Below are 19,213 nucleotides of genomic sequence, written 5' to 3'. Positions count from 1 at the left end.
CCATGACCGATGCCCACCCCAAACTGACGCGCTTGCGCGCACAGATATCCAAGCTGGCCGAGGATATCGAGGGTCTGCGCGAAGGCGTGCGACCTGAGTCAGAGGCCCTCGCAGCCGTTGACCGGCATATCCAGCAGATGGCGGAGGGCGTGAGAATCCAGCCCTTTGCATTCGCGCACACCCCTGGCGGCGGTGATCCCGTATCGATGTATCCGGAAGACAGCCACAGGTATGCCTGCAAGTTCTTCCCCGACGTCATCCGGGCCCGCCTCTACGATGAAGTCAAGGCGATCTACCAGAACGGCCTGACGGTCGCCGATGACGCCGCTCGCGAAAAGATGGAAGCCCAGCTGCTGGACCTGGAGCACCAGGAAGAAGGATTAATCCGCCAAGCGGCTGCCGAGGGAAAGAGCATCCCTCGTCGCCCGGACGCGAACCCTGTCGTGCTGCTGGCCGACTAGCCAGAAGGGAGGGACCAGCAGGCGGTGTCCCCAACAACACCTGCAGCCCGGGCCGGCACTCTGCGGATCCGCGTACCTCGTGCCGGTGACCGGGCACAAACTATTCGCTACCGAATAGAAGACAGGGTTCGACTAGCCAAGACCTCAACGTTTCAACCACGCACGCGCTCAGCGCGATGCTCTCCTAGATGCGAGCCACGCCCACCGACGAATCCAAGGTCAGTCGCCGACAGGACAACAACGACCCGGACGAGCAGTTTTCCACTGAGGACACTCATTGGCCGCCCGTGGCAGAATCTGCTCCAACAGGGAGGGTCTATGCCGATTGAGTTCTGTCCACTGGCGGACGAGGTAGGGAATCTGGCCGACTGGTTTGCAGTCGGCGTCGGCACGATCGCGGCGGTGAGCACCACGGTCGTGGCTTTCTTGGCCTACCGAACTTCCAAGCGCGCTACAGACATCGCTGAAGAGGCGAAGGGAATCGCGCGACAACAGCACGGCGAAGCCGTGAAGCTGCGGCAGGAGAACGCGCGAATCATCGGTCGGCTGCTGCTCTACGAAGTGGTCACCCTTCCTACTCACCTGTCCGCATTGCTAACCGCTTGGGAAGACGGCATCGACTGGACCAGCCCCGCGACAATCAAAAAAGGGCAGCAGCTCCTACGCGTCTTGGATGGCGTTTCTCGCAGTCTCGTGCCCGGGGCTGAGAGAGTGGAGGAGCGGATTCACAATCTCCCGGACAGCATTGGCGCGGATCTGGCCACCCTCATCGGTGGCGGAAGGACATTGGCTGAGATAGCCGCAACCATCGTGCCGCGCATCGTTCATCCATCGATGTCCAATGGTGGAAGGTTCGGCTACAAGGGCGACCACGAGGATTTCAGCCTCCTGCGTCAACAACTCAAATGGCTGCTGGAGATCAGTTCCGATTTCGAAAAAGAGTTTAGGGCGTTCGTGGGTATACGACCAAGCGACGCCAGCCACCCAGGCCCAGAGGCCGCAGCGGTATCCAGCATTCCGCCGACTGTTTCGTAGCATCACGCAGCCACGCCCATCGCCACGAAGTGATGTCGTCCACATTAGCCAGCGGGCGTATTAAGACCCTGGATCGCTTCGAGCCTGGTCAGCCGGGCCATGGTCCTGTTGCCGGTTAAACGTCCACGCTTCGACCTCCACCAACGGAAGAGGCTTCCATGACCGATCCGAATTACTGCTACCCATTTCAGATTCTGTGCCAACCGTTGGACTGGTGGTCTGCAGCAGCCGCCTGGGCCCAAGCCATCTTCGCTGCAGCGGCTATTTACGCTGCAGCGGCGGTGCCTAGGTGGCAGGAACGTCGACGGAAGCTTGATGGTGCAGACGAGTTCCTGCATTACACACAGCACCTGATAAAGATGATGACGCTGCTTGAAGTGGATACGAGCACCGAGTCTGGCAGGCGTGGCCTCGGCGAATGGGGGCATCACGCTGAATGGACATCTATAGCTGCGGCGGCGGACGAGCTGAAGCTGACCGATCTTCCTAGCCCCGATTTCCTGCCGGCATGGCTGCAAGTGAGAGAGATGGCCGCACGGTGTAGCGGTCTCTACAAAGGAATTCTGGCTACCGCCGAGGATGACGACCCCTTCTACGCCCAGGAAAAGCTACAAGGCTATCTCTACCGCACCAAGAATCTTTTCAATGACCTTCTCGACTTGGACTTCAAGGCCCGCGGCGAGCGAGGCTTCAGTCGGTATCACGTTGATTGACGGACTCATGCCACCGCTCCACCTGAGGTCAACTCTTCGGCTCTCGCCGGCACATTCAGACGCGAAAGGCACGTCGCGGAATAATTGCAGAGGATCAACTGGGGCGGCATGGCGAAGAGACCACTTCACTAGCTTTTTCGTGAGCTTGAGGTCCTGCGTGTCGCTCTCCGTCCTCAGAGCCACGCCCACTTAGTTAGCACCAGTTTGATCATCCAATGAATGAGGAAGGCCTCGCCGACCCTCTCATTGACCCGATCAGGAGCCACATACGGGTTAAGCCCCGACTCGACTGCAAGCAACCACGCTTCTATGCCACGACTTAAGTAAAGTCGTTCTTTCGCGGTCGCAAACCTTGACGCACAGCCTACTCCGGACTGATCACCTTCCAGTCGATTAACACAAATTTTTCTGGGGAAACGATCTGGAAAGACCTTGTTTGACCATCCGCCACGTGCATTGTCGCACCACCGACCAAGGCGACCGCCCGATCACGGTTCCATGGGTAGTAGATCGATCCATAACATAGCTGACTCGCTGGCAAATCCTTCCTCGAACAATCTGGAAGAATGAAACCAGGATGTGAAGTAGATAAAAAATGAGGCTCACCAAAGCTATACGCGGGCAGCCGAGTGGTCTCATAGACAGCAGATCTTAGCTCAGGCCGGTCCATTTTTGTGAAGGGCAAAACTCCAAATTTCTCAGTGATCGAGGACTGCAGAAACATATTTAGCACCAACACCAACTCAATCGCAGCCCAAGCAAGCCAAGTCACCGAATAGACTGGATGATCACGATGAACAACGGGATGTGGTCCGAGGGCGTTCTCTTTGTACCCCTCTATAAAAAAACCGTGCAACGGCAGGAAGATTTCGCCATGTCGAATATGGACTGTATGAAATCGACACCTAGCTTCCTGGTGCTTCATTGTGTTGGTCATCTCATCCAACAGGTCCGTAGCATTCTTCCATGCATGAAATAACGGGCGATATGCTTTGTCGCCTTTGCTAATTCCACACCCACCCAGAATACCCTTCACCGTCTCAGCATGCTCGGTGCAAGCGTAGATAAGCCCTTCCATCTCCTCCGCAATCGAGCTAATCGTCTCAGAATTAGGGGACGGGGCCACTAATCTGTGCTTGAGATGCGGACGCAAATTGCGAGCATATCGCTCCACTCTTCCCAGCACCCTGCCGACAGATCTGTTGTATCTCCCAAGAGGCGCCGGCCCGTAGTCGCCCTCATTCGAAATTTCGCACAGCGCCGCGAGCATCGCAGCACCATCAAGCGTACAAGGCGTTTTAGCTGAAAGATCAAATAGCGGCTCGGGGCTGAGCTTCATCATCGGCAGACCAGCTTCAATGTCGTGGGTAATAGCAGCAAGACGGCGGGGACCACCAGCAGCAGTGCGCTCCAGGCATCGCCCAACGCACGAAGAGAAGTGAAAGGACTGAGCCTATAGCTCGTCGTCTAGTGTCAGTTCGAAAGGTTCCGATGGCAGCTCTTGCCCTTCATAGAGGGCATCAAGCGCATCATCGATTGCTTTGTTGAGGCGATCGATTTGGTATTCACAGACCTGACCAAGCGATGAGAACAAGCCGCCACTGATGTAGTAGGTGTCAAGCTTTAATGCGATCCCAATGCGCGACACAGGAATAATGTCGTCTGGCGCGGCCCCAGGGGGCACTATCGTCAACTTGCGGGCGTTCTGATCGTTGTGCGCGATCACCTCGTGGCGCGCCCTGATCACGTCATTATGGACGTCGGTCATCCATCTGTGTTCGAACTTCGTCCATCGGCTTGGAAGGACGCCGATAGCCGAGTTTACGAAGGGCTTCGCGTAAGAAACAACGGAGGAAGCGTACAGGTGATAGTAAAGCGGGTGATCGAACCCAGTTACATGCTTGACCATGTACGCGCAAGCCTTTCGGCTGGCGAAGAAATCCGAGCGGGCAAGGGTTAGCTTGTAGAGCCCCATCTTCATCTGGCGGCGAGTCAACTGCTTGTTGGAGCCCATGCGACCTCCCTGCACTTACTCTGCACTTACGAAAAAGCCGGCTCAAGGCCGGCTTTGACGATAACCCTGAAAAATCAAGGGTTTATTTGGTGGGCGGTACAGGGATCGAACCTGTGACCCTTGCCGTGTGAAGGCAATGCTCTACCGCTGAGCTAACCGCCCGGTGTGTTGCTGAGCCGCTCATTATAGGGCGGTTTTTCAGGGCGTCAACACCTTTTCACAGCGTGTTTCCCCGGCCCTTTTGCCAAAGCAGCCGAGCATGGCTCGGCTCTACAGAGAGGCCCCGCGGCGCCACCTCACATCGTATGGGTCGGCTTGTCCGAACCGGTCAGGCCGGCCAGGATCGTCTCGATCTTGTGGCGCACGGTCTCGCCCTCCTGGCCGTCGGCCAGCTGCACGCCGATGCCGGCCGCGCGGTTGCCCTGCGCGCCCGCCGGGGTCACCCAGATCACCTTGCCAGCCACCGGCAGGCGCTCGCTGGAATCGGGCAGGGTCAGCAGCAGGAACACCTCGTCGCCCAGGAAATAACGCTTGGGCGTGGGCACGAAGATGCCGCCATTCTTCACGAACGGCATGTACGCGCTGTACAGCGCGGCCTTGTCCTTCACGGCCAGGGACAGGATGCCCTGGCGGGCGTTGCTGGCACTCATCGATTTCCCCTTGCGGCAGGCCGCTCGTTCACCTTGTTCCAGGCCAGCAGCAACTCGACCACCGCAAGGTCTGCACGCACCGTGGTGCGCAGCAGGTCGCGGGTGCGGTTGGCCGCATCGAACCAGGCTGCAAGCTTGTGCAATCGCTCCGGCGCGGTCAAGGCATCGGTGCTGGCCTGGGCCAGCGCCAGGTCGGCGGCGAAGCGCAGGCGCAGCGCCGCGTTGTCATCGGCGCACCACTTCTGCGCCAGTTCCACCGCACCGGTCTTGCCGGCAGCCAGCTGTTCCAGCTCGCGGCCAACGTCGCGACGCAGGCTCAGGCCATCTTCGCGCAGCCAGTTATCAGCCTGCCCGGGATGGCCACGTGCTGCATCCAGTGCCTCGCGCGCGGCTGCCTCGTTGTGCCCCTGCTGCTGCAGCCAGGCCAATGCTTCCTCGCGCGGCGGCAGCTTGAATTCCAAGCGCTGGCAACGGCTGCGTACGGTCTGCGGCAGGCGCGCCGGGTCGCTGCTGATCAACCACAGGTAGCGTCCGGGCTGCGGCTCTTCCAGGGTCTTCAGCAGCGCATTGGCCGCCGAACGGTTGATGGCATCGGCCGGATCGACGATCACCACCTGCGCCACGCCGTACTGCGGGGTCAGCGCCAGCTTGTTGGTGATCTCGCGCACCTGCTCGATCACGATCTCGGTGCGCAGCTTGTCGCCGCTCTTGTTCGGAATGAAGCTGATCAGCTGCAGGTCGGGATGCGTGCCGGCGGCAATCAGCTGCCGGGTGCGGGTGGCGTGCGCGGCATCGCCGCGTGCCAGCACATGGTCGGCCAGCGCGAGGGCCACTTCACGCTTGCCCAGCCCGGCCGGGCCACAGATCAGCAGGCCGTGGCCCAGCCGATCCGCATCCAGCGCGGCCACGGTCTGGTCGAACGCGCGCTGCTGCCAGGGCGAAAACGTACTCATGCGCCCTGCCCTTGCTGCAGCCAGCGCTCGACACGCGCAACCACATCAGCCGCCACCCGCTCCTGCACCTGGCCGGCATCGACCAGCGCGAAGCGCTGCGGGTCCTGCTGTGCGCGGCTGCGGAACACCTCGCGCACGCGCTGGAAGAAATCGTCCTGCTCGCTTTCGATGCGGTCCGGCCACAGATCGCGGCCATTGGCACGCGCGCGGCCAACGGCCACGTCCACGTCCAGCAGCAGGGTCAAACCGGGCAGCAGGCCCACGGCGCGGCGCTCCAGGTCGGCAATCCACTGCGGGTCCAGGCCGCGGCCACCGCCCTGGTAGGCGTAGCTGGAATCGGTGAAGCGATCGCTGAGCACATAAGCGCCACGCTGCAGTGCCGGCTGGATCACCTGGCGCACATGCTGCGCGCGCGCGGCGAACACCAGCAGCAGCTCAGCCTCGGCACTGAGCGGCTCGGCGGCGATCTCGGCATCGGGCTTCAACACCAGGCCGCGGATGCGCTCGGCCAGCGGCGTGCCACCGGGTTCGCGGGTCAGCACGACCTCATGGCCATGGCGGCGCAGGCACTCGCGGATGGCGTTGATGGCCGTGGTCTTGCCCGCGCCCTCGCCGCCTTCCAGGCTGACGAAACGGGGATGGCGAAGCAGCGCGGAACTCATTGCGCCGGGGTCTCCTGGGTGCGTTGCTGGCGCAGCTGCTGCAGGTAGCGGGCTACGGCGGCGTTGTGTTTGTCCAGGCTGGGCGAGAACACGTGTGCGCCACTGCCATCGCCCACGGCGACGAAGTACAGCGCATCGCCCGGTGCCGGTTGCGCAGCAGCCATCAGCGCGTCACGGCTGGGCATGGCGATCGGGGTCGGGGTCAGGCCAGACCGGGTGTAGGTGTTGTAGGGCGTATCGGTGGTCAGGTCGCGGCGGCGGATGTTGCCGTCGTACGCCGCGCCGATGCCGTAGATCACGGTGGGGTCGGTCTGCAGGCGCATGCCGATCTTCAGGCGGCGCATGAACACGCCCGCAATCTGCGGTCGCTCGCTGGCCAGCGCGGTTTCCTTTTCGATGATCGACGCCATCGTCAGCAGCTCGTACGGCGTATTGATCGGCAGATCCGGCGCGCGGCTGTCCCAGGCGTCGTCCAGCGCCTTCTCCATCGCGCCGTGGGCACGCTTGAGCACGTCCAGGTCACTGTCGCCACGCTGGTAGACATAAGTCTCCGGCAGGAAGCGGCCTTCCGGATGCTGGCCGGCGAAACCGAGGCGGTCCATCAGCGCGGCGTCATCGAGGGTGTCGGTGGTGTGCAGCAGCGGATCGGCACGCTTGAGCGCGGCGCGCAGCTGGCGGATGTTCCAGCCTTCGATGATGGTGACGCGGTGCTGCAGCACCTTGCCCGAGCGCATGCGCAGCAGCAGCTCGCGCGGGGTCAGGTCCTTGCTCAGCGCGTACTCGCCCACCTTCAGCTTGCCGGCGGCATCGAGCTGGCGCGCCAGCAGCTGCCACTGGGTATCCTGGCCCTCGTCCACGCCGGCCTCGCGCAGCTTGCGCAGCACGCTGTTCATGCCATCGCCGCTGGCGATGACCACGCTGTCCGCGGCGGGGGTCAACGGTACGTCGGCAAACTGGCTTTGCTTGTAGAAGAACCACGCGCCCGCGCCGGCCACGATGGCGACCAGCACCAGCAGCAGCGTTACCACCCACAGACACCCGCGCTTGGCTCCCGCCATGGACTACCTCTGAACTCGATTCCGTCGTGCAGGATACCGTGCCGCCGGTGTGGGGTCATGACCGGGGCCACGCGTCCGTGCCGACCAACGGTCGGCACCCACCCTCTCCAGTAGATCCACGCCATGCGTGGATGAACGACCATGGAAGCATCCGTGCCCACCAGGACCGGTAGCGCCGGGCCATGCCCGGCGGCGGCAATCGATCAACCCGGCTGCCCCAGCGCCCGCAGCAGCCCGCGCGCCTTGGCCCGGGTTTCGTCCAGTTCCTTGTCCGGGTCCGAGTCGACCACGATGCCGGCACCGGTACGGAAGCTGACCTCGTTGCCATCCACTTCGGCGGTGCGGATCAGGATGTTCAGGTCCAGGTCGCCATCGCGGTTCAGCCAGCCGAACGCACCGGTGTACGCGCCGCGCGGCACCTGCTCCAGCTCGCTGATGATCTGCATGCAGCGCACCTTCGGGCAGCCGGTGATGGTGCCGCCGGGGAAGGTGGCGGCGATCACCTCGCCCGGGGTCACCTCCGCGCGCAGCTGGCCACTGACATTGCTGACGATGTGGTGCACGTGGGCGTAGCTTTCCACGGTCATCAGTTCGTCCACGACGACCGTGCCGGGCAGGCAGATGCGGCCCAGGTCGTTGCGCTCCAGGTCGATCAGCATCACGTGCTCGGCGCGCTCCTTGGGATGGCCGACCAGCTCCCGGATGCGTGCGGCATCGTCGTCGCCCTCGAAGCGCGGGCGGGTGCCGGCGATCGGGCGGGTCTGCGCGTGGCCGCCATGCACCGAGACCAGCCGTTCCGGCGACGAGCTGACCACATGCCGGCCATGCGCACTGAACAAGCCGGCAAACGGCGCTGGATTGGCGCGTCGCAGCTGCGCGTACAACGCCTGGGGGCTGACCGGTGCTGCGAAATGCGCGCTCCAGCGCCGCGACAGGTTCACCTGGAACACATCGCCGGCACGCAGGTACTCGATCACCCGGCGCACGCCATCGGTGAAGCGCTGCGGCTCGTCTTCGCTGACCGACTGCGGCGGCTGCCAGCCCTGCCCGGCCTGCGGCAGTTCGCCGGCCACCAACGCGACCAGCGTGCCCAGCAGCGCCTGCTCGCCCGCTTCGGCAATGAGGAAGCTGGTGTCGGCCTGGTGGTCATGCAGCACGGCGGCCGGGCAGCGCAGGGCGAGCGCGGTCGGGTGACCGTCATCGCGCGCGCGCGCCGGCAGCACCGGCTCGACCTGGCTGGCCACTTCGTAGTCCAGCATCAGCGCCCAGCCACCGCGGAACGGCAGCGCGTGGCCGCCGTCGTGCGGCAACCGCTGTGCCTGCCATGCGCGGTCCAGCGCCTGCAGGAAACTGCCGGGCTGCAGCGCACCGTGCTGGTCGCGCACCTGGCCATCGGCGTCCAGCTGCAGAGTGTCGCCCTGCGCGGCCAGCAGCAGGCTCCAGCGGCCCTGCGCGGTACCCGAGGCGGTGGACTCCATCAGCAGCGGGAAACGCGCCGGGTCGCGCTGCTGCAGGGCCAGCAGGTCGATCGGGTGTGGCAGCGGATGAATCAGCGGGGCGTGGGTCATGGCAGCCAGTTCGGGAGACGGATACACGGAAGCCGCCTTGCGGCGGCCTCGTGGTTGGCGGAGTCGAGCCTGGCTCGACGCTGCCGGTGCGATCAGACGCGCTTGAAGATCAGCGTGCCGTTGGTGCCGCCGAAGCCGAAGCCATTGGACATCACCACGTCGACCTTGGCCTGGCGTGCTTCGTTGGGCACGTAGTCCAGGTCGCAGCCTTCGCCCGGCTGCTGCAGGTTGATGGTCGGCGGAATCACGTTGTCGCGCATTGCCAGCACCGAGAAGATCGCTTCCACGCCGCCGGCAGCGCCGAGCAGGTGGCCGGTCATCGACTTGGTGGAGCTGACCATCATCTTGTAGGCGTGGTCGCCGAAGGCGGTCTTCATCGCCATGGTCTCGCCGAGGTCGCCCAGCGGGGTCGAGGTGCCATGTGCGTTGAGGTAGCCGACCTGGTCCGGGGTGACACCCGCATCCTTCATGGCCATGGCCATGCAGCGCGCAGCGCCTTCGCCGTTCTCGCTCGGCGCGGTCATGTGGTACGCGTCGGAGCTGGCGCCGAAACCGGCCAGCTCGCAGTAGATCTTCGCGCCGCGGGCCTTGGCGTGCTCGTACTCTTCCAGGATCAGGATGCCGGCGCCGTCGCCCAGCACGAAGCCGTCACGGTCCTTGTCCCACGGGCGCGAGGCCTGTTCCGGGGCGTCGTTGCGGGTGCTCATCGCCTTCATCGCGCAGAAGCCGCCCAGCGCCGTCGGCGAGGAACCGCGTTCGGCACCACCGGCCACCATCACGTCCGCATCGCCGTACTGGATCATGCGCATGGCGGTGCCGATGGAATGGTTGGAGGTGGCGCATGCCGAGACCGCCGAGAACGACGGACCCTTCAGGCCGCTGATGATGCTCAGCTGGCCCGGCAGCATGTTGATGATGGTCTTGGGCACGTAGAAGGGAGAGATCTTCTTCCCCTCGTGGAACTCGATGGTCTGCTCTTCGATGCCGAGCAGGCCGCCGATGCCGGCGCCAACGATGGCGCCAATGCGGTCGGCGTTGGCGTCGGTGATCTCCAGGCCGGAATCATGCAGGGCCATGAAGGCGGCACCGAGGCCGTAATGGATGAACGGGTCCATCTTCTTGGCATCCTTGCCGCTGACCCGGTACTTGCCGAACAGTTCGTTGTCGGCGGTGATGTCAAAGCCTTTGACCTCACCTGCGATCTTGGTGGTGAACCGTTCCAGGTAGGCATCAGAAACGTTGGTCAGCGGACCGATGCCCGAACGACCGTGGGTGATGCCTTCCCAGCTGCTGGCCAGATCATTGCCCAACGGCGAGACCATACCCAGGCCGGTTACGACGACGCGACGCTTCATTGCTGATTCTCCTGACCCGAACGTTCTTTGCGGGTAACGCGGTTTACTTCGGTGTGGTACGCAAACACACGGGGCCGCAAACAGCGGCCCCATGGGGTGTCGTGCGCGGCGAGCTCATCGCCCGCGCGCGCACTGACGTCCTGCATCAGGCCTTGACGTGGGCCGTGATGTAGGTGATCGCAGCCTGCACGGTGCTGATCTTCTCGGCTTCTTCGTCCGGGATCTCGCACTCGAATTCTTCTTCCAGCGCCATCACCAGCTCGACGGTGTCCAGCGAGTCAGCGCCCAGGTCATCGACGAACGATGCGCTGTTGGTGACTTCTTCTTCCTTGACGCCAAGCTGTTCGATGACGATTTTCTTGACGCGTTCTTCGATGGTGCTCATGGGATATCGCTCCAGATGGAGTAGTGGTTCAAAAGTGGTCGCCATCAAAGGCGATGGCCGTGGGATAGTGTAGTGGAAACCGGCGTGACCTTGCATTGCAGCAAAAATCCTCGCAGATCAACCACTTGCGGCGCGATCCCTGCGCCCCTTGCTTACGGCATGTACATGCCGCCGTTCACATGGAGAGTTTCGCCGGTGATGTAGCCGGCAGCCGGGCTGGCCAGGAAGGCCACCGCATGGGCGATGTCCTCCGGCGAACCCAGGCGTTCGAGGGCGATGTCGCCGATCAGCGCGGTACGCGCCTCTTCCGGCAGCGCCTTGGTCATGTCGGTGTCGATGAAGCCCGGCGCGACCACGTTGACGGTGACGCCGCGCGAGCCGATTTCCTTGGCCAGCGACTTGGAGAAACCGATGATGCCGGCCTTGGCGGCGGCATAGTTGGCCTGGCCGGCGTTGCCGGTCACGCCCACCACCGAGGCAATGTTGATGATGCGGCCCTTGCGCGCCTTCATCATGCCGCGCATGACGGCCTTGCTGGTGCGGAACACGCTGGTCAGGTTGGTGTCGATGATCGACGCCCAATCGTCTTCCTTCATGCGCATCAGCAGGTTGTCGCGGGTGATGCCGGCGTTGTTGACCAGGATCGAGATCGGGCCGAATTCCTTGGCGATACCGTCAAGCACGGCATCAAGCGCGGCAGCGTCGGTGACGTTCAGCGCACGGCCGTGACCGCCGTGGGCGGCCAGGCGCTCGCCGATTGCGGCGGCGCCGGACTCGGTGGTGGCGGTGCCGATGACGGTGGCGCCCTGGGCGGCCAGCAGATCGGCGATGGCGGCACCAATGCCACGGCTGGCACCGGTAACCAGTGCGATTTCACCCTGCAGGGGCTTGCTCATGATGTTTTCCTCAGGCTGGGGCGGCCGCCGCACCCGTGCCGCTTGCGGCGGCCACCGGCACGGTCGGCAGGAACAGGGGCAATCAGGCCGACCACGTCTCGCGGGCGGTTTCGAAGTCGCCCGGGGTGGCCAGGGAACGGCCGTCGATGGCCTTGTCGATGCGCTTGACCAGGCCGGTCAGCACCTTGCCCGGACCGCACTCGGCGATCTGGGTGACGCCACGGGCGGCCAGCGCCTGCACGCAGCCGGTCCACTGCACGGGCTGGTACAGCTGCTGCACCAGCGCGGTGCGGATCGCGTCCACGCCGTCGTGCACCTTGGCGTCGACATTCTGCACCACCGGCAGCTGCGGCAGCTGCCAGGACAGGCCGGCCATCACTTCGGCCAGACGGTTGGCGGCTTCGCGCATCAGCGGGGTATGCGAGGGCACGCTGACGGCCAGCTTGACCGCCTTGCGCACGCCCTTCTCGGCCAGCAGCGCCAGCGCACGGTCGACCGCGGCAGCGTCGCCGCCGATCACGATCTGGCCCGGCGAGTTGAAGTTGGCCGGAACGACCACCTGGCTGCCGGCAGCTTCCGCGCAGACGTCCAGCACCAGCTGGTCTTCGGCGCCCAGCACGGCGGCCATCGCGCCGACACCGGCCGGAGCGGCTTCCTGCATCAGCTGTCCGCGCAGGCGCACCAGGTGCGCACCGTCGTGCAGGCTGAGGGCGCCAGCGGCGACCAGGGCGGTGTACTCACCCAGGCTGTGGCCCGCCAGAACCGACGGACGCGGGCCACCAACGGCGTTCCAGGCGCGCCACGCGCCGATGCTGGCGGCCAGGAGGGCCGGCTGGGTGTATTCAGTACGGTTGAGCATTTCCTCCGGGCCACCCTGGGACAACGCCCACAGGTCGACGCCGGCACCATCGGATGCCTCGGTGAAGGCCTCACGCACCTGCGGGTGCAGTTCGGCCAGCTCGGCCAGCATGCCCACAGACTGCGAGCCCTGGCCGGGGAAGACAAAAGCGAGGGTGGATACGGTCACGCGGTCATCCGCTTGTTGCAATCGAAGCGGGCCATGATAAGGGGGAACATGCCGTGTCGTCTGTACGTGCGCGTATGCACGGCGTATGGATCATGGGTGGGGTCGGATCCCTTTCCCTGCGGAAAAGGGCTGTGCCCCCTGTCCGCAATCAGCAGAGCAGCTGCAGGATGTCCAGCTCGCCGTCGGCAAACCAGTCCATGCACAGGCCGACCACCATCAGCAGGCCCAGCGTGGTGGCGCCGTGGGTGATGAAGATGGAGTGGGCCAGCGCACGCGCCGAGCGCCCCAGTTTCATGCACACCCGCGCCAGGCGCTGCAGGCGGCCACTGACGGCGTGTACGTGGGCACGCACCGGCGCCTGCACCCCGTTCATCGCCTCGGCCATCATCGCCTGCAGGCTTTCGGGGCGGTCGGCGTAGTACTTGGCCACGCCATAGCCGAACATCAGCCAGTCACGCGCCTGCGCTTCGGCCAGATCCATGACTTCCAGCGGGTCTTCTTCGAAGTCGATGAAGCCGACGTTCTGACCATCCCAAGTGAGGTTGCGTGGCAGCGGCTGGCCGAAATAGGCGCCACGCGCGTGCGCTTCGGCAATGGCCTGCATCGCCGCAGCCACGAGGCGATCACGACCAGCGTCGTCGGCCTCGCGCAGGCAGGTATTGAACGACCTGCCGTTGTCGCCGATCACCAGCGCGGCATGGCCGCTGCCGATCACCGCGGGAACATTCACCCCCTGCGCCTGCAGTTCCGCCAGCCGGCGAGCCTCGGTTTCGCGCGCGGCGTCGCCACCGCGGTGCGGCGGCGGGCGCAGGGCATCAAGATGGAACCGGCGGGCAACAAAATTGAGCAGGCCCAGGGCCACTGCTCGGCTTCCTTCGCCGTACTGCTTCAGCCAGGCGCGTTGCCCTTCGATGACGATGGGCTCAACCATGACAGTCTCCTTTAACGCATTACGGCCCCAGAGGGGCCGTAACGACGGTTTCACGTTGTCGTAACTGGCACTATCAATAGCGCAGCAGTGCCGAACCCCACGTGAAGCCACCACCGAATGCTTCCAGCAGCAGCAGCTGGCCGCGCTCGACCCTGCCGGAACGCACAGCCGCATCCAGCGCCAGCGGCACCGAGGCGGACGAGGTATTGCCGTGCTTGTCGACAGTGACCACGACCTGGTCCATCGACATCTCCAGCCGCTTGGCGGTGGCCTCGATGATGCGCAGGTTGGCCTGGTGCGGGATCAGCCAGTCCAGGTCGGACTTGGTCAGACCGTTGGCGTCCAGGGTTTCGTCCACGACCGAGTCCAGCGCCTTGACGGCGTACTTGAACACGTCGTTGCCCTTCATGTTGATGGTGCCGCCACCGTTGTTGCCTTCACCGAAACCGACCGAGACGCCGACCGGATTCCACAGCAGCTCTTTCTTACTGCCATCCGAATGCAGGTGGGTGCTGAGGATGCCGGTTTCTTCGTCGGCCTTGAGCACGACGGCGCCCGCGCCATCACCGAACAGCACGCAGGTGGTGCGGTCTTCCCAGTCGACGATGCGGGTCAGGGTTTCCGCGCCGATCACCAGCACATGGCGGGCATCACCGGAACGGATGAATTTGTCGGCCACGCTGAGCGCGAACACGAAGCCCGAACAGGCCGCGTTGACGTCGAAAGCGGGGCAGCCGCTCACACCGAGCTTGGCCTGGATCAGGCACGCGGTGGAGGGAAAGATCAGATCAGGGGTGGTCGTACCGACCACGATCATGTCGAGCTGCGAAGCGTCGATACCGGCCGCTTCGATCGCACGCAGCGCGGCCTGGTAGCCGAGATCGCTGGTGGTTTCGCCTTCGGCAGCGATGTGCCGTTCACGGATACCGGTGCGCGTCTGGATCCACTCGTCCGAGGTCTCGACCATTTTTTCCAGGTCGGCGTTGGTCAGGACTTTTTCCGGCAAATAGCTGCCGGTGCCCGCGATCCTCGAGTAGATCCGCTTGCTCATCATGTTTCCTGTTGCACGAGCCGCCGTTCACCGGCGTGCCCGGGAAAGAAGGCGAAGGCCGCTGCCCAGCGGGCAGCGACCTTCCGGCACATCAGTCTTCCTGGACAGCCGAAGACTTGGTCTGGATGACCTTCTTGCCGCGGTAGAAACCGTCAGCAGTGATGTGGTGACGCAGATGCACTTCGCCGGTGGTCGGGTCGGTCGACAGCTGCTTGGCGCTCAGGGCGTCATGCGAACGACGCTGGCCACGACGGGACGGGGTAACACGGGATTTCTGGACAGCCATGGGATTGCTCCAAACTCGGTTCGTTTTGCTTCGTCGTTTCGTCGCACAGGACGCCAGCGTCCAGCACACTTTTCACTTTCGCCGCAGCCGCCGACGACAACCGGCTGCTATTGTTTCTTCAATGCCGCCAACGCCGCAAACGGGTTGGCCTTTTCAATTTCTTCTTCGGTCGGTGCCCAGTCCTTGTCGACTGCCTCACCATCCGGCGACAGGGGTACCACCGGTACCGCCAGCACCAGTTCGTCCTCGACCAGGTCCAACGGACGCAGCTGGCCATCTTCCGGCACGAGCAACGCCTCGTATTCCTCCGGCAAGGACGATTCCTCGTCTTCGTCGCGGATCAGGCCAAGCCTCTGGGTCATCTTCACCGGCAGCAGGAAGCGCTGCATGCTGCGCTGACAGGTCAGCGGCAACGCGGTATCGATGCTGAGTTCCACATAGGATACCCGCAAGATCTCGTCGCGACCGAATTCGAGCGAGTAATTACACTCGCCTTCGGTATCTGCGACAAGCCCCTGCAGGCGAGTCAATTCAGCCAGGGAGACCTGACCGTCGAAGCGCCTTCGCGCCACGACCATCCGCCAGGCATCCAGCGTTTCGGGTACGTTCGCGGACATAAGCCGCCGAATATTAAGGATCGGCAGGTCGCGTGTCAAATGACTGCCATGAAAGGCTTGCTGTGGCTGGCTGTGCCGGGCCAGACTGCCGCGCCCCGCTCCCGGAATTCCCGCATGCCTGCCCTGGTCCTGGCCTCCACCTCCCGCTACCGCCGCGACCTGCTGGAACGGCTGGGGTTGCCCTTCGACTGCGCACGCCCGCAGGTGGATGAGACCCCGCAAGCCAACGAGGCCCCGCTGGCGCTGGCGACACGCCTGGCCAGCGCCAAGGCGGCCGACGTGGCCGCCCGCCATCCCGGCTGCTGGGTGATCGGTTCGGACCAGGTAGCGGACCTGAACGGTCAACCGCTGGGCAAGCCAGGCACGGTCGAGGCGGCCTGTGCGCAGCTGGCGGCGATGTCCGGGCAGACGGTGCGCTTTCACACTGCCATCAGTCTCACCCGCGACGGAGAATCCTTCACGGCAATCGATCTGACCCAGGTGCGCTTCCGCGCGCTGCAGGCGCCGGAGATCGCTCGCTACGTGGCCATTGAACAACCGCTGGACTGCGCTGGCAGCTTCAAGTGCGAAGGCCTGGGCATCAGCCTGTTCGAGGCCATCGACAACCGTGACCCGACGGCGCTGATCGGGCTGCCGCTGATCGCCCTGTGCGGAGTGCTGCGCAGGGCCGGATTCGCGGTGCCGTAACTCTGGCACGAGGCATGCTGCTTCAGCGCTTTTCCACCACGAACGGCTGCTCCTGCCACGCCTCCACGCTGCCATCGCGACCATGCAGGCGCAGACCCAGCCAGTGTTTTCCCGGTGCCAGCGTACTGGTATCGAGTGTTGCATCAAAGCCGACAGCCGGATGCTGCGGGTCGGTGCTGCCCGGCCAGGCTTGGCGGATATCGAACATACGTCCATAGGTGGCATCGCCGATCGAACGGCCATCCACCAGCACTTCCACCCGCGACAGGCCGACACCTTCCTTGAACGCCCAGCCCTTGATCGCCAGCGTGCCGCTCACCACGTCTCCATTGGCCGGCGAGTCCAGGTAGGCCAGCGCAGGCGTCACGCACACACCCTGTGCGCGCTGCACCGGCAGGCGGAACAGCAGGAAGCGCTGGAATCCGTGATCGTTGCTGACCACGCGGGGTGGCGGCAGCGGCCCGACCTGTTCGCACAGGGCGTGATAACGCGTGAGCAGATCGCGGAAACGCTGATCGCTGGGCGACAGCACCAGCAGCATCGGCACTTCACGTTCGCCCTCATGCACTTGGCCCCATTGCGCCAGCTGCGCGGTACGGCCGTGCTTGTCGTTGAGCGGATGCGGCAGCACGTCGATGTCACCGCGGCCCAGCTGGAAGCCCAGTTCGGCACCTACCTTGAAGTTGCCGGCCAGCACGCGACTGCCTTCCGGCATCTGCTGCAGTTCTTCACGGACCGCAGCGGCCAGTGGCTGCCAGCCGGCGAAGTTGCGCGGGTAGTACTTGTCGCCGGCCAACTGCTCGCGCAGTGATGACGAGGACGCCATCAGGTAATAGCCGAAGGCCAGCACCATGCCCAGCCCGGCCAGCCACCAGCCGGTACGCCGCAGCCAGCGCGGCCAGCCATTGAGTATCACCGGCACTGCCACCAGCAGGGCCAGGTAGCCCGGCAGCGGCCAATGGAAGCTGATGCGTTCGACGTCGGTGAAGAAGCCCAGTGCGAAGATGCCCAGCGTCGATACGCCACCAACCAGGCCGAAATAGCGCCATTGCACGCGCGCACCGCCACCGCTGCGGGTGCCGGCCAACGCAACTTTCCACATCGCGATGCACAGGATGGGCGTGACCAGCATCGGCTGGATCACCAGGAACCACAGGCCGCGCCACTCGAATGCCCACGGATGGCGCTCGACCACCTGGAACTTCAGGCCGGCATCGTGATTGTCGGCATTCCAGGCCAACAGCGGCAGCCATGCCAGTACGCCAACGGCTAGGGCCACCCATACGCGCGGATCGGTCAGCATGCGCCGGCCCTGCGGCAGCGCCAGCAGGGCAATGAAGCCGACGCCGATCACACCGATGAAGCGATAGTGGCTGAGCGCGCCGATCAGCAGGCCCAACGCCAGTTTCACCGCCGAAGACGCGTCGACGTTGCGCAGCAGGCGTGCGCCGGCGTCCAGGCACAGCACGGCTGCCAGCGCCATCGGCACATCAGGTACGGCCAGCAGGCCCAGCGTTGCCGACAACGGCATCAGCAGCGTCAAGCTGCCGGCCTGCCACCCCGCAACATTGCCGAACCAGCGCGCCGCAATGCGCGATACCAGCAGCGGCAGCACTGCACCAATGGCCAGGAACGGCAGGCGCAGCGCAAGCACATGGTGGCCTCCCAGCTCCACGCCCAGCCGGGTCAACCATGCCGTCAGTCCCGGCAGATCCGAATAGGCTGCTGCCAGATGCTGGCCTTCCTGCCAGTAGAACGCCTCATCGACGAATAACGGCAGGCGCGCGGCCACGACCAGCTTGGCCGCTGTGACGAGCGTCCATAACCAGAGAAAAATCGTACGTGCGCGCTGTTCGCCCTGCATTGCTCTATGGATAGAATCGACCGGTTACCGAACTTGAGACGACCATGACAGCTTCGTCCCCCATGCCCAGCATGCTAACCGATCAACTGCGTCAGTCCCTGCGCAATGCGCAGGACCAGGTCAATGCGCTGGTGCTGGGCAAGGTGCATGAAGTGCGGTTGGCCTTCGTGGCCCTGCTCTCTGGCGGCCATCTGCTGATCGAAGACCTGCCCGGTCTCGGCAAGACCACATTGGCCCATGCCCTGGCCAGCAGCCTGGGGCTGAGCTTCCACCGCGTGCAGTTCACCTCCGACCTGCTGCCTGCCGACGTACTCGGCGTATCGGTCTACGATGCCGGCAGCCGCCAGTTCCAGTTCCATCCCGGGCCGGTCTTCACCCACGTGCTGCTGGCCGATGAAATCAACCGGGCGCCGCCGCGCACGCAGAGCGCCCTGCTGGAAGCGATGGCCGAGCAGCAGGTCACCCTCGACGGTCAAACCCATGCCCTGCCCGATCCGTTCTTCGTGATCGCCACGCAGAATCCGGTGGATCTGTCCGGCACGTTCCCGCTGCCTGATTCGCAGCTCGATCGTTTCCTGCTGCGGCTGGCGATGGGCTACCCCAGCGCACAGGCGGAACGTGAGCTGCTGCGCGGCAGTGATCGTCGCGAGCTGATCGCACGCGCGGTGCCCCAGCTGGACGACACCCAGGTACGTGCACTGCGCGAGGCTGTCGGCCAGGTGCATGTCAGCGACGCGCTGGTCGACTACGTGCAGGCACTGCTGACCCGCAGCCGCCAGCATGCCGGCGTACGTGTAGGACTGTCGCCGCGCGCTGGCCTGGCCCTGCTGCGCGCGGCCAAGGCACATGCGCTGCTGCTCGGCCGCGGCCACGTGGTGCCCGAAGACGTGCAGACCCTGTTCGTGGCGGTGGCTGGCCATCGTCTGGTGGGCGAAGCCGAGTCAAGCTCGGGGCCGGCGCTGGCACGCGCGATCCTGCAGACGGTCGCGGTCGATTGACG

General features: G+C 64.3%; 21 protein-coding genes and 1 tRNA gene. 5 read left to right on the top strand and 17 right to left on the bottom strand.

Features of this window, described 5'->3' with window-relative positions:
* The first annotated feature begins 2 nt into the window (after window positions 1–2).
* The 3 genes from MRBLST15_RS19565 to MRBLST15_RS19555 all read left to right on the top strand — a co-directional run bounded on the left by MRBLST15_RS19565 (window position 3) and on the right by MRBLST15_RS19555 (window position 2,209).
* Complete coding sequence (locus MRBLST15_RS19565; RefSeq protein WP_367787463.1) at window positions 3–461, top strand: hypothetical protein; 459 nt, start codon at window positions 3–5, stop codon at window positions 459–461.
* A gap of 318 nt (window positions 462–779) precedes the next feature.
* Entirely contained in the window at window positions 780–1,496 is a 717-nt protein-coding gene (locus MRBLST15_RS19560) for a hypothetical protein (RefSeq protein ID WP_367787461.1), read from the top strand.
* A 158-nt stretch (window positions 1,497–1,654) separates the two neighbouring features.
* Window positions 1,655–2,209, top strand: a complete 555-nt coding sequence (locus MRBLST15_RS19555) for a hypothetical protein (RefSeq protein ID WP_367787459.1) — start codon at window positions 1,655–1,657, stop codon at window positions 2,207–2,209.
* A gap of 364 nt (window positions 2,210–2,573) precedes the next feature.
* Here MRBLST15_RS19555 and MRBLST15_RS19550 read toward each other — a convergent pair whose 3' ends face one another.
* From MRBLST15_RS19550 to MRBLST15_RS19475, 16 genes are all read right to left on the bottom strand, one after another.
* The gene (locus MRBLST15_RS19550; protein ID WP_367787457.1) at window positions 2,574–3,548 is read right to left on the bottom strand and encodes a hypothetical protein; all 975 of its coding nucleotides are present in this window, start codon (window positions 3,546–3,548) and stop codon (window positions 2,574–2,576) included.
* 114 nt (window positions 3,549–3,662) lie between these two features.
* Window positions 3,663–4,223 (bottom strand): hypothetical protein, encoded by a 561-nt coding sequence (locus MRBLST15_RS19545; RefSeq protein WP_367787456.1) that lies wholly within the window; start codon window positions 4,221–4,223, stop codon window positions 3,663–3,665.
* 87 nt (window positions 4,224–4,310) lie between these two features.
* Window positions 4,311–4,385: transfer RNA gene (locus tag MRBLST15_RS19540), tRNA-Val, on the bottom strand.
* Window positions 4,386–4,519: 134 nt separating this feature from the next.
* Complete coding sequence (locus MRBLST15_RS19535) at window positions 4,520–4,873, bottom strand: PilZ domain-containing protein (protein WP_099819207.1); 354 nt, start codon at window positions 4,871–4,873, stop codon at window positions 4,520–4,522.
* Window positions 4,870–5,826, bottom strand: a complete 957-nt coding sequence (locus MRBLST15_RS19530) for a DNA polymerase III subunit delta' (protein ID WP_100463434.1) — start codon at window positions 5,824–5,826, stop codon at window positions 4,870–4,872. The genes MRBLST15_RS19535 and MRBLST15_RS19530 overlap by 4 nt, the downstream gene beginning before the upstream one ends.
* A complete protein-coding gene (tmk, locus tag MRBLST15_RS19525; RefSeq protein WP_099819205.1) occupies window positions 5,823–6,488 on the bottom strand; it encodes a dTMP kinase in 666 nt (221 codons plus the stop codon). Before tmk ends, MRBLST15_RS19530 begins: the two co-directional genes overlap by 4 nt.
* Complete coding sequence (gene mltG, locus MRBLST15_RS19520; RefSeq protein ID WP_367787453.1) at window positions 6,485–7,546, bottom strand: endolytic transglycosylase MltG; 1,062 nt, start codon at window positions 7,544–7,546, stop codon at window positions 6,485–6,487. Before mltG ends, tmk begins: the two co-directional genes overlap by 4 nt.
* 203 nt (window positions 7,547–7,749) lie before the next feature.
* Window positions 7,750–9,114, bottom strand: coding sequence for an aminodeoxychorismate synthase component I (locus MRBLST15_RS19515; protein ID WP_367787451.1), 1,365 nt, complete (start codon window positions 9,112–9,114; stop codon window positions 7,750–7,752).
* 92 nt (window positions 9,115–9,206) lie between these two features.
* Window positions 9,207–10,469: a beta-ketoacyl-ACP synthase II gene (gene fabF, locus MRBLST15_RS19510; RefSeq protein ID WP_236508989.1), complete on the bottom strand. Its 1,263-nt coding sequence runs from the start codon at window positions 10,467–10,469 to the stop codon at window positions 9,207–9,209.
* 145 nt (window positions 10,470–10,614) lie between these two features.
* Window positions 10,615–10,854, bottom strand: a complete 240-nt coding sequence (acpP, locus tag MRBLST15_RS19505; protein ID WP_025874077.1) for an acyl carrier protein — start codon at window positions 10,852–10,854, stop codon at window positions 10,615–10,617.
* Window positions 10,855–11,006: 152 nt separating this feature from the next.
* The gene (gene fabG, locus MRBLST15_RS19500; RefSeq protein ID WP_059063244.1) at window positions 11,007–11,750 is read right to left on the bottom strand and encodes a 3-oxoacyl-ACP reductase FabG; all 744 of its coding nucleotides are present in this window, start codon (window positions 11,748–11,750) and stop codon (window positions 11,007–11,009) included.
* Window positions 11,751–11,832: 82 nt separating this feature from the next.
* Entirely contained in the window at window positions 11,833–12,777 is a 945-nt protein-coding gene (gene fabD / locus MRBLST15_RS19495; protein WP_265952835.1) for an ACP S-malonyltransferase, read from the bottom strand.
* A 148-nt stretch (window positions 12,778–12,925) separates the two neighbouring features.
* Window positions 12,926–13,708 (bottom strand): serine/threonine protein phosphatase, encoded by a 783-nt coding sequence (locus MRBLST15_RS19490; RefSeq protein WP_265952834.1) that lies wholly within the window; start codon window positions 13,706–13,708, stop codon window positions 12,926–12,928.
* A 73-nt stretch (window positions 13,709–13,781) separates the two neighbouring features.
* The gene (locus MRBLST15_RS19485; protein WP_099819200.1) at window positions 13,782–14,759 is read right to left on the bottom strand and encodes a beta-ketoacyl-ACP synthase III; all 978 of its coding nucleotides are present in this window, start codon (window positions 14,757–14,759) and stop codon (window positions 13,782–13,784) included.
* Window positions 14,760–14,850: 91 nt separating this feature from the next.
* A complete protein-coding gene (rpmF, locus tag MRBLST15_RS19480) occupies window positions 14,851–15,045 on the bottom strand; it encodes a 50S ribosomal protein L32 (protein WP_025879386.1) in 195 nt (64 codons plus the stop codon).
* Between the two features lie 107 nt (window positions 15,046–15,152).
* Window positions 15,153–15,662, bottom strand: coding sequence for a YceD family protein (locus tag MRBLST15_RS19475; RefSeq protein WP_099819199.1), 510 nt, complete (start codon window positions 15,660–15,662; stop codon window positions 15,153–15,155).
* Window positions 15,663–15,776: 114 nt separating this feature from the next.
* On the opposite strand from MRBLST15_RS19475, the gene MRBLST15_RS19470 reads away from it, so the two are divergent.
* Complete coding sequence (locus MRBLST15_RS19470; protein WP_265952832.1) at window positions 15,777–16,349, top strand: Maf family protein; 573 nt, start codon at window positions 15,777–15,779, stop codon at window positions 16,347–16,349.
* Window positions 16,350–16,371: 22 nt separating this feature from the next.
* Here MRBLST15_RS19470 and MRBLST15_RS19465 read toward each other — a convergent pair whose 3' ends face one another.
* Window positions 16,372–18,213 (bottom strand): glycosyltransferase family 39 protein, encoded by a 1,842-nt coding sequence (locus MRBLST15_RS19465; RefSeq protein ID WP_367787447.1) that lies wholly within the window; start codon window positions 18,211–18,213, stop codon window positions 16,372–16,374.
* Between the two features lie 44 nt (window positions 18,214–18,257).
* Between MRBLST15_RS19465 and MRBLST15_RS19460 the strand changes: the two genes are divergently transcribed.
* Window positions 18,258–19,211, top strand: coding sequence for an AAA family ATPase (locus MRBLST15_RS19460; RefSeq protein WP_265952830.1), 954 nt, complete (start codon window positions 18,258–18,260; stop codon window positions 19,209–19,211).
* Window positions 19,212–19,213: the final 2 nt, after the last annotated feature.

The sequence above is a fragment of the Stenotrophomonas sp. LST15-1-1.1 genome (assembly GCF_040815575.1).
GTDB lineage: Bacteria > Pseudomonadota > Gammaproteobacteria > Xanthomonadales > Xanthomonadaceae > Stenotrophomonas > Stenotrophomonas lactitubi_B.
The sequence above is the reverse complement of the archived record's forward strand: the minus strand, read 5'-3'. Positions and strand labels throughout refer to the sequence as shown.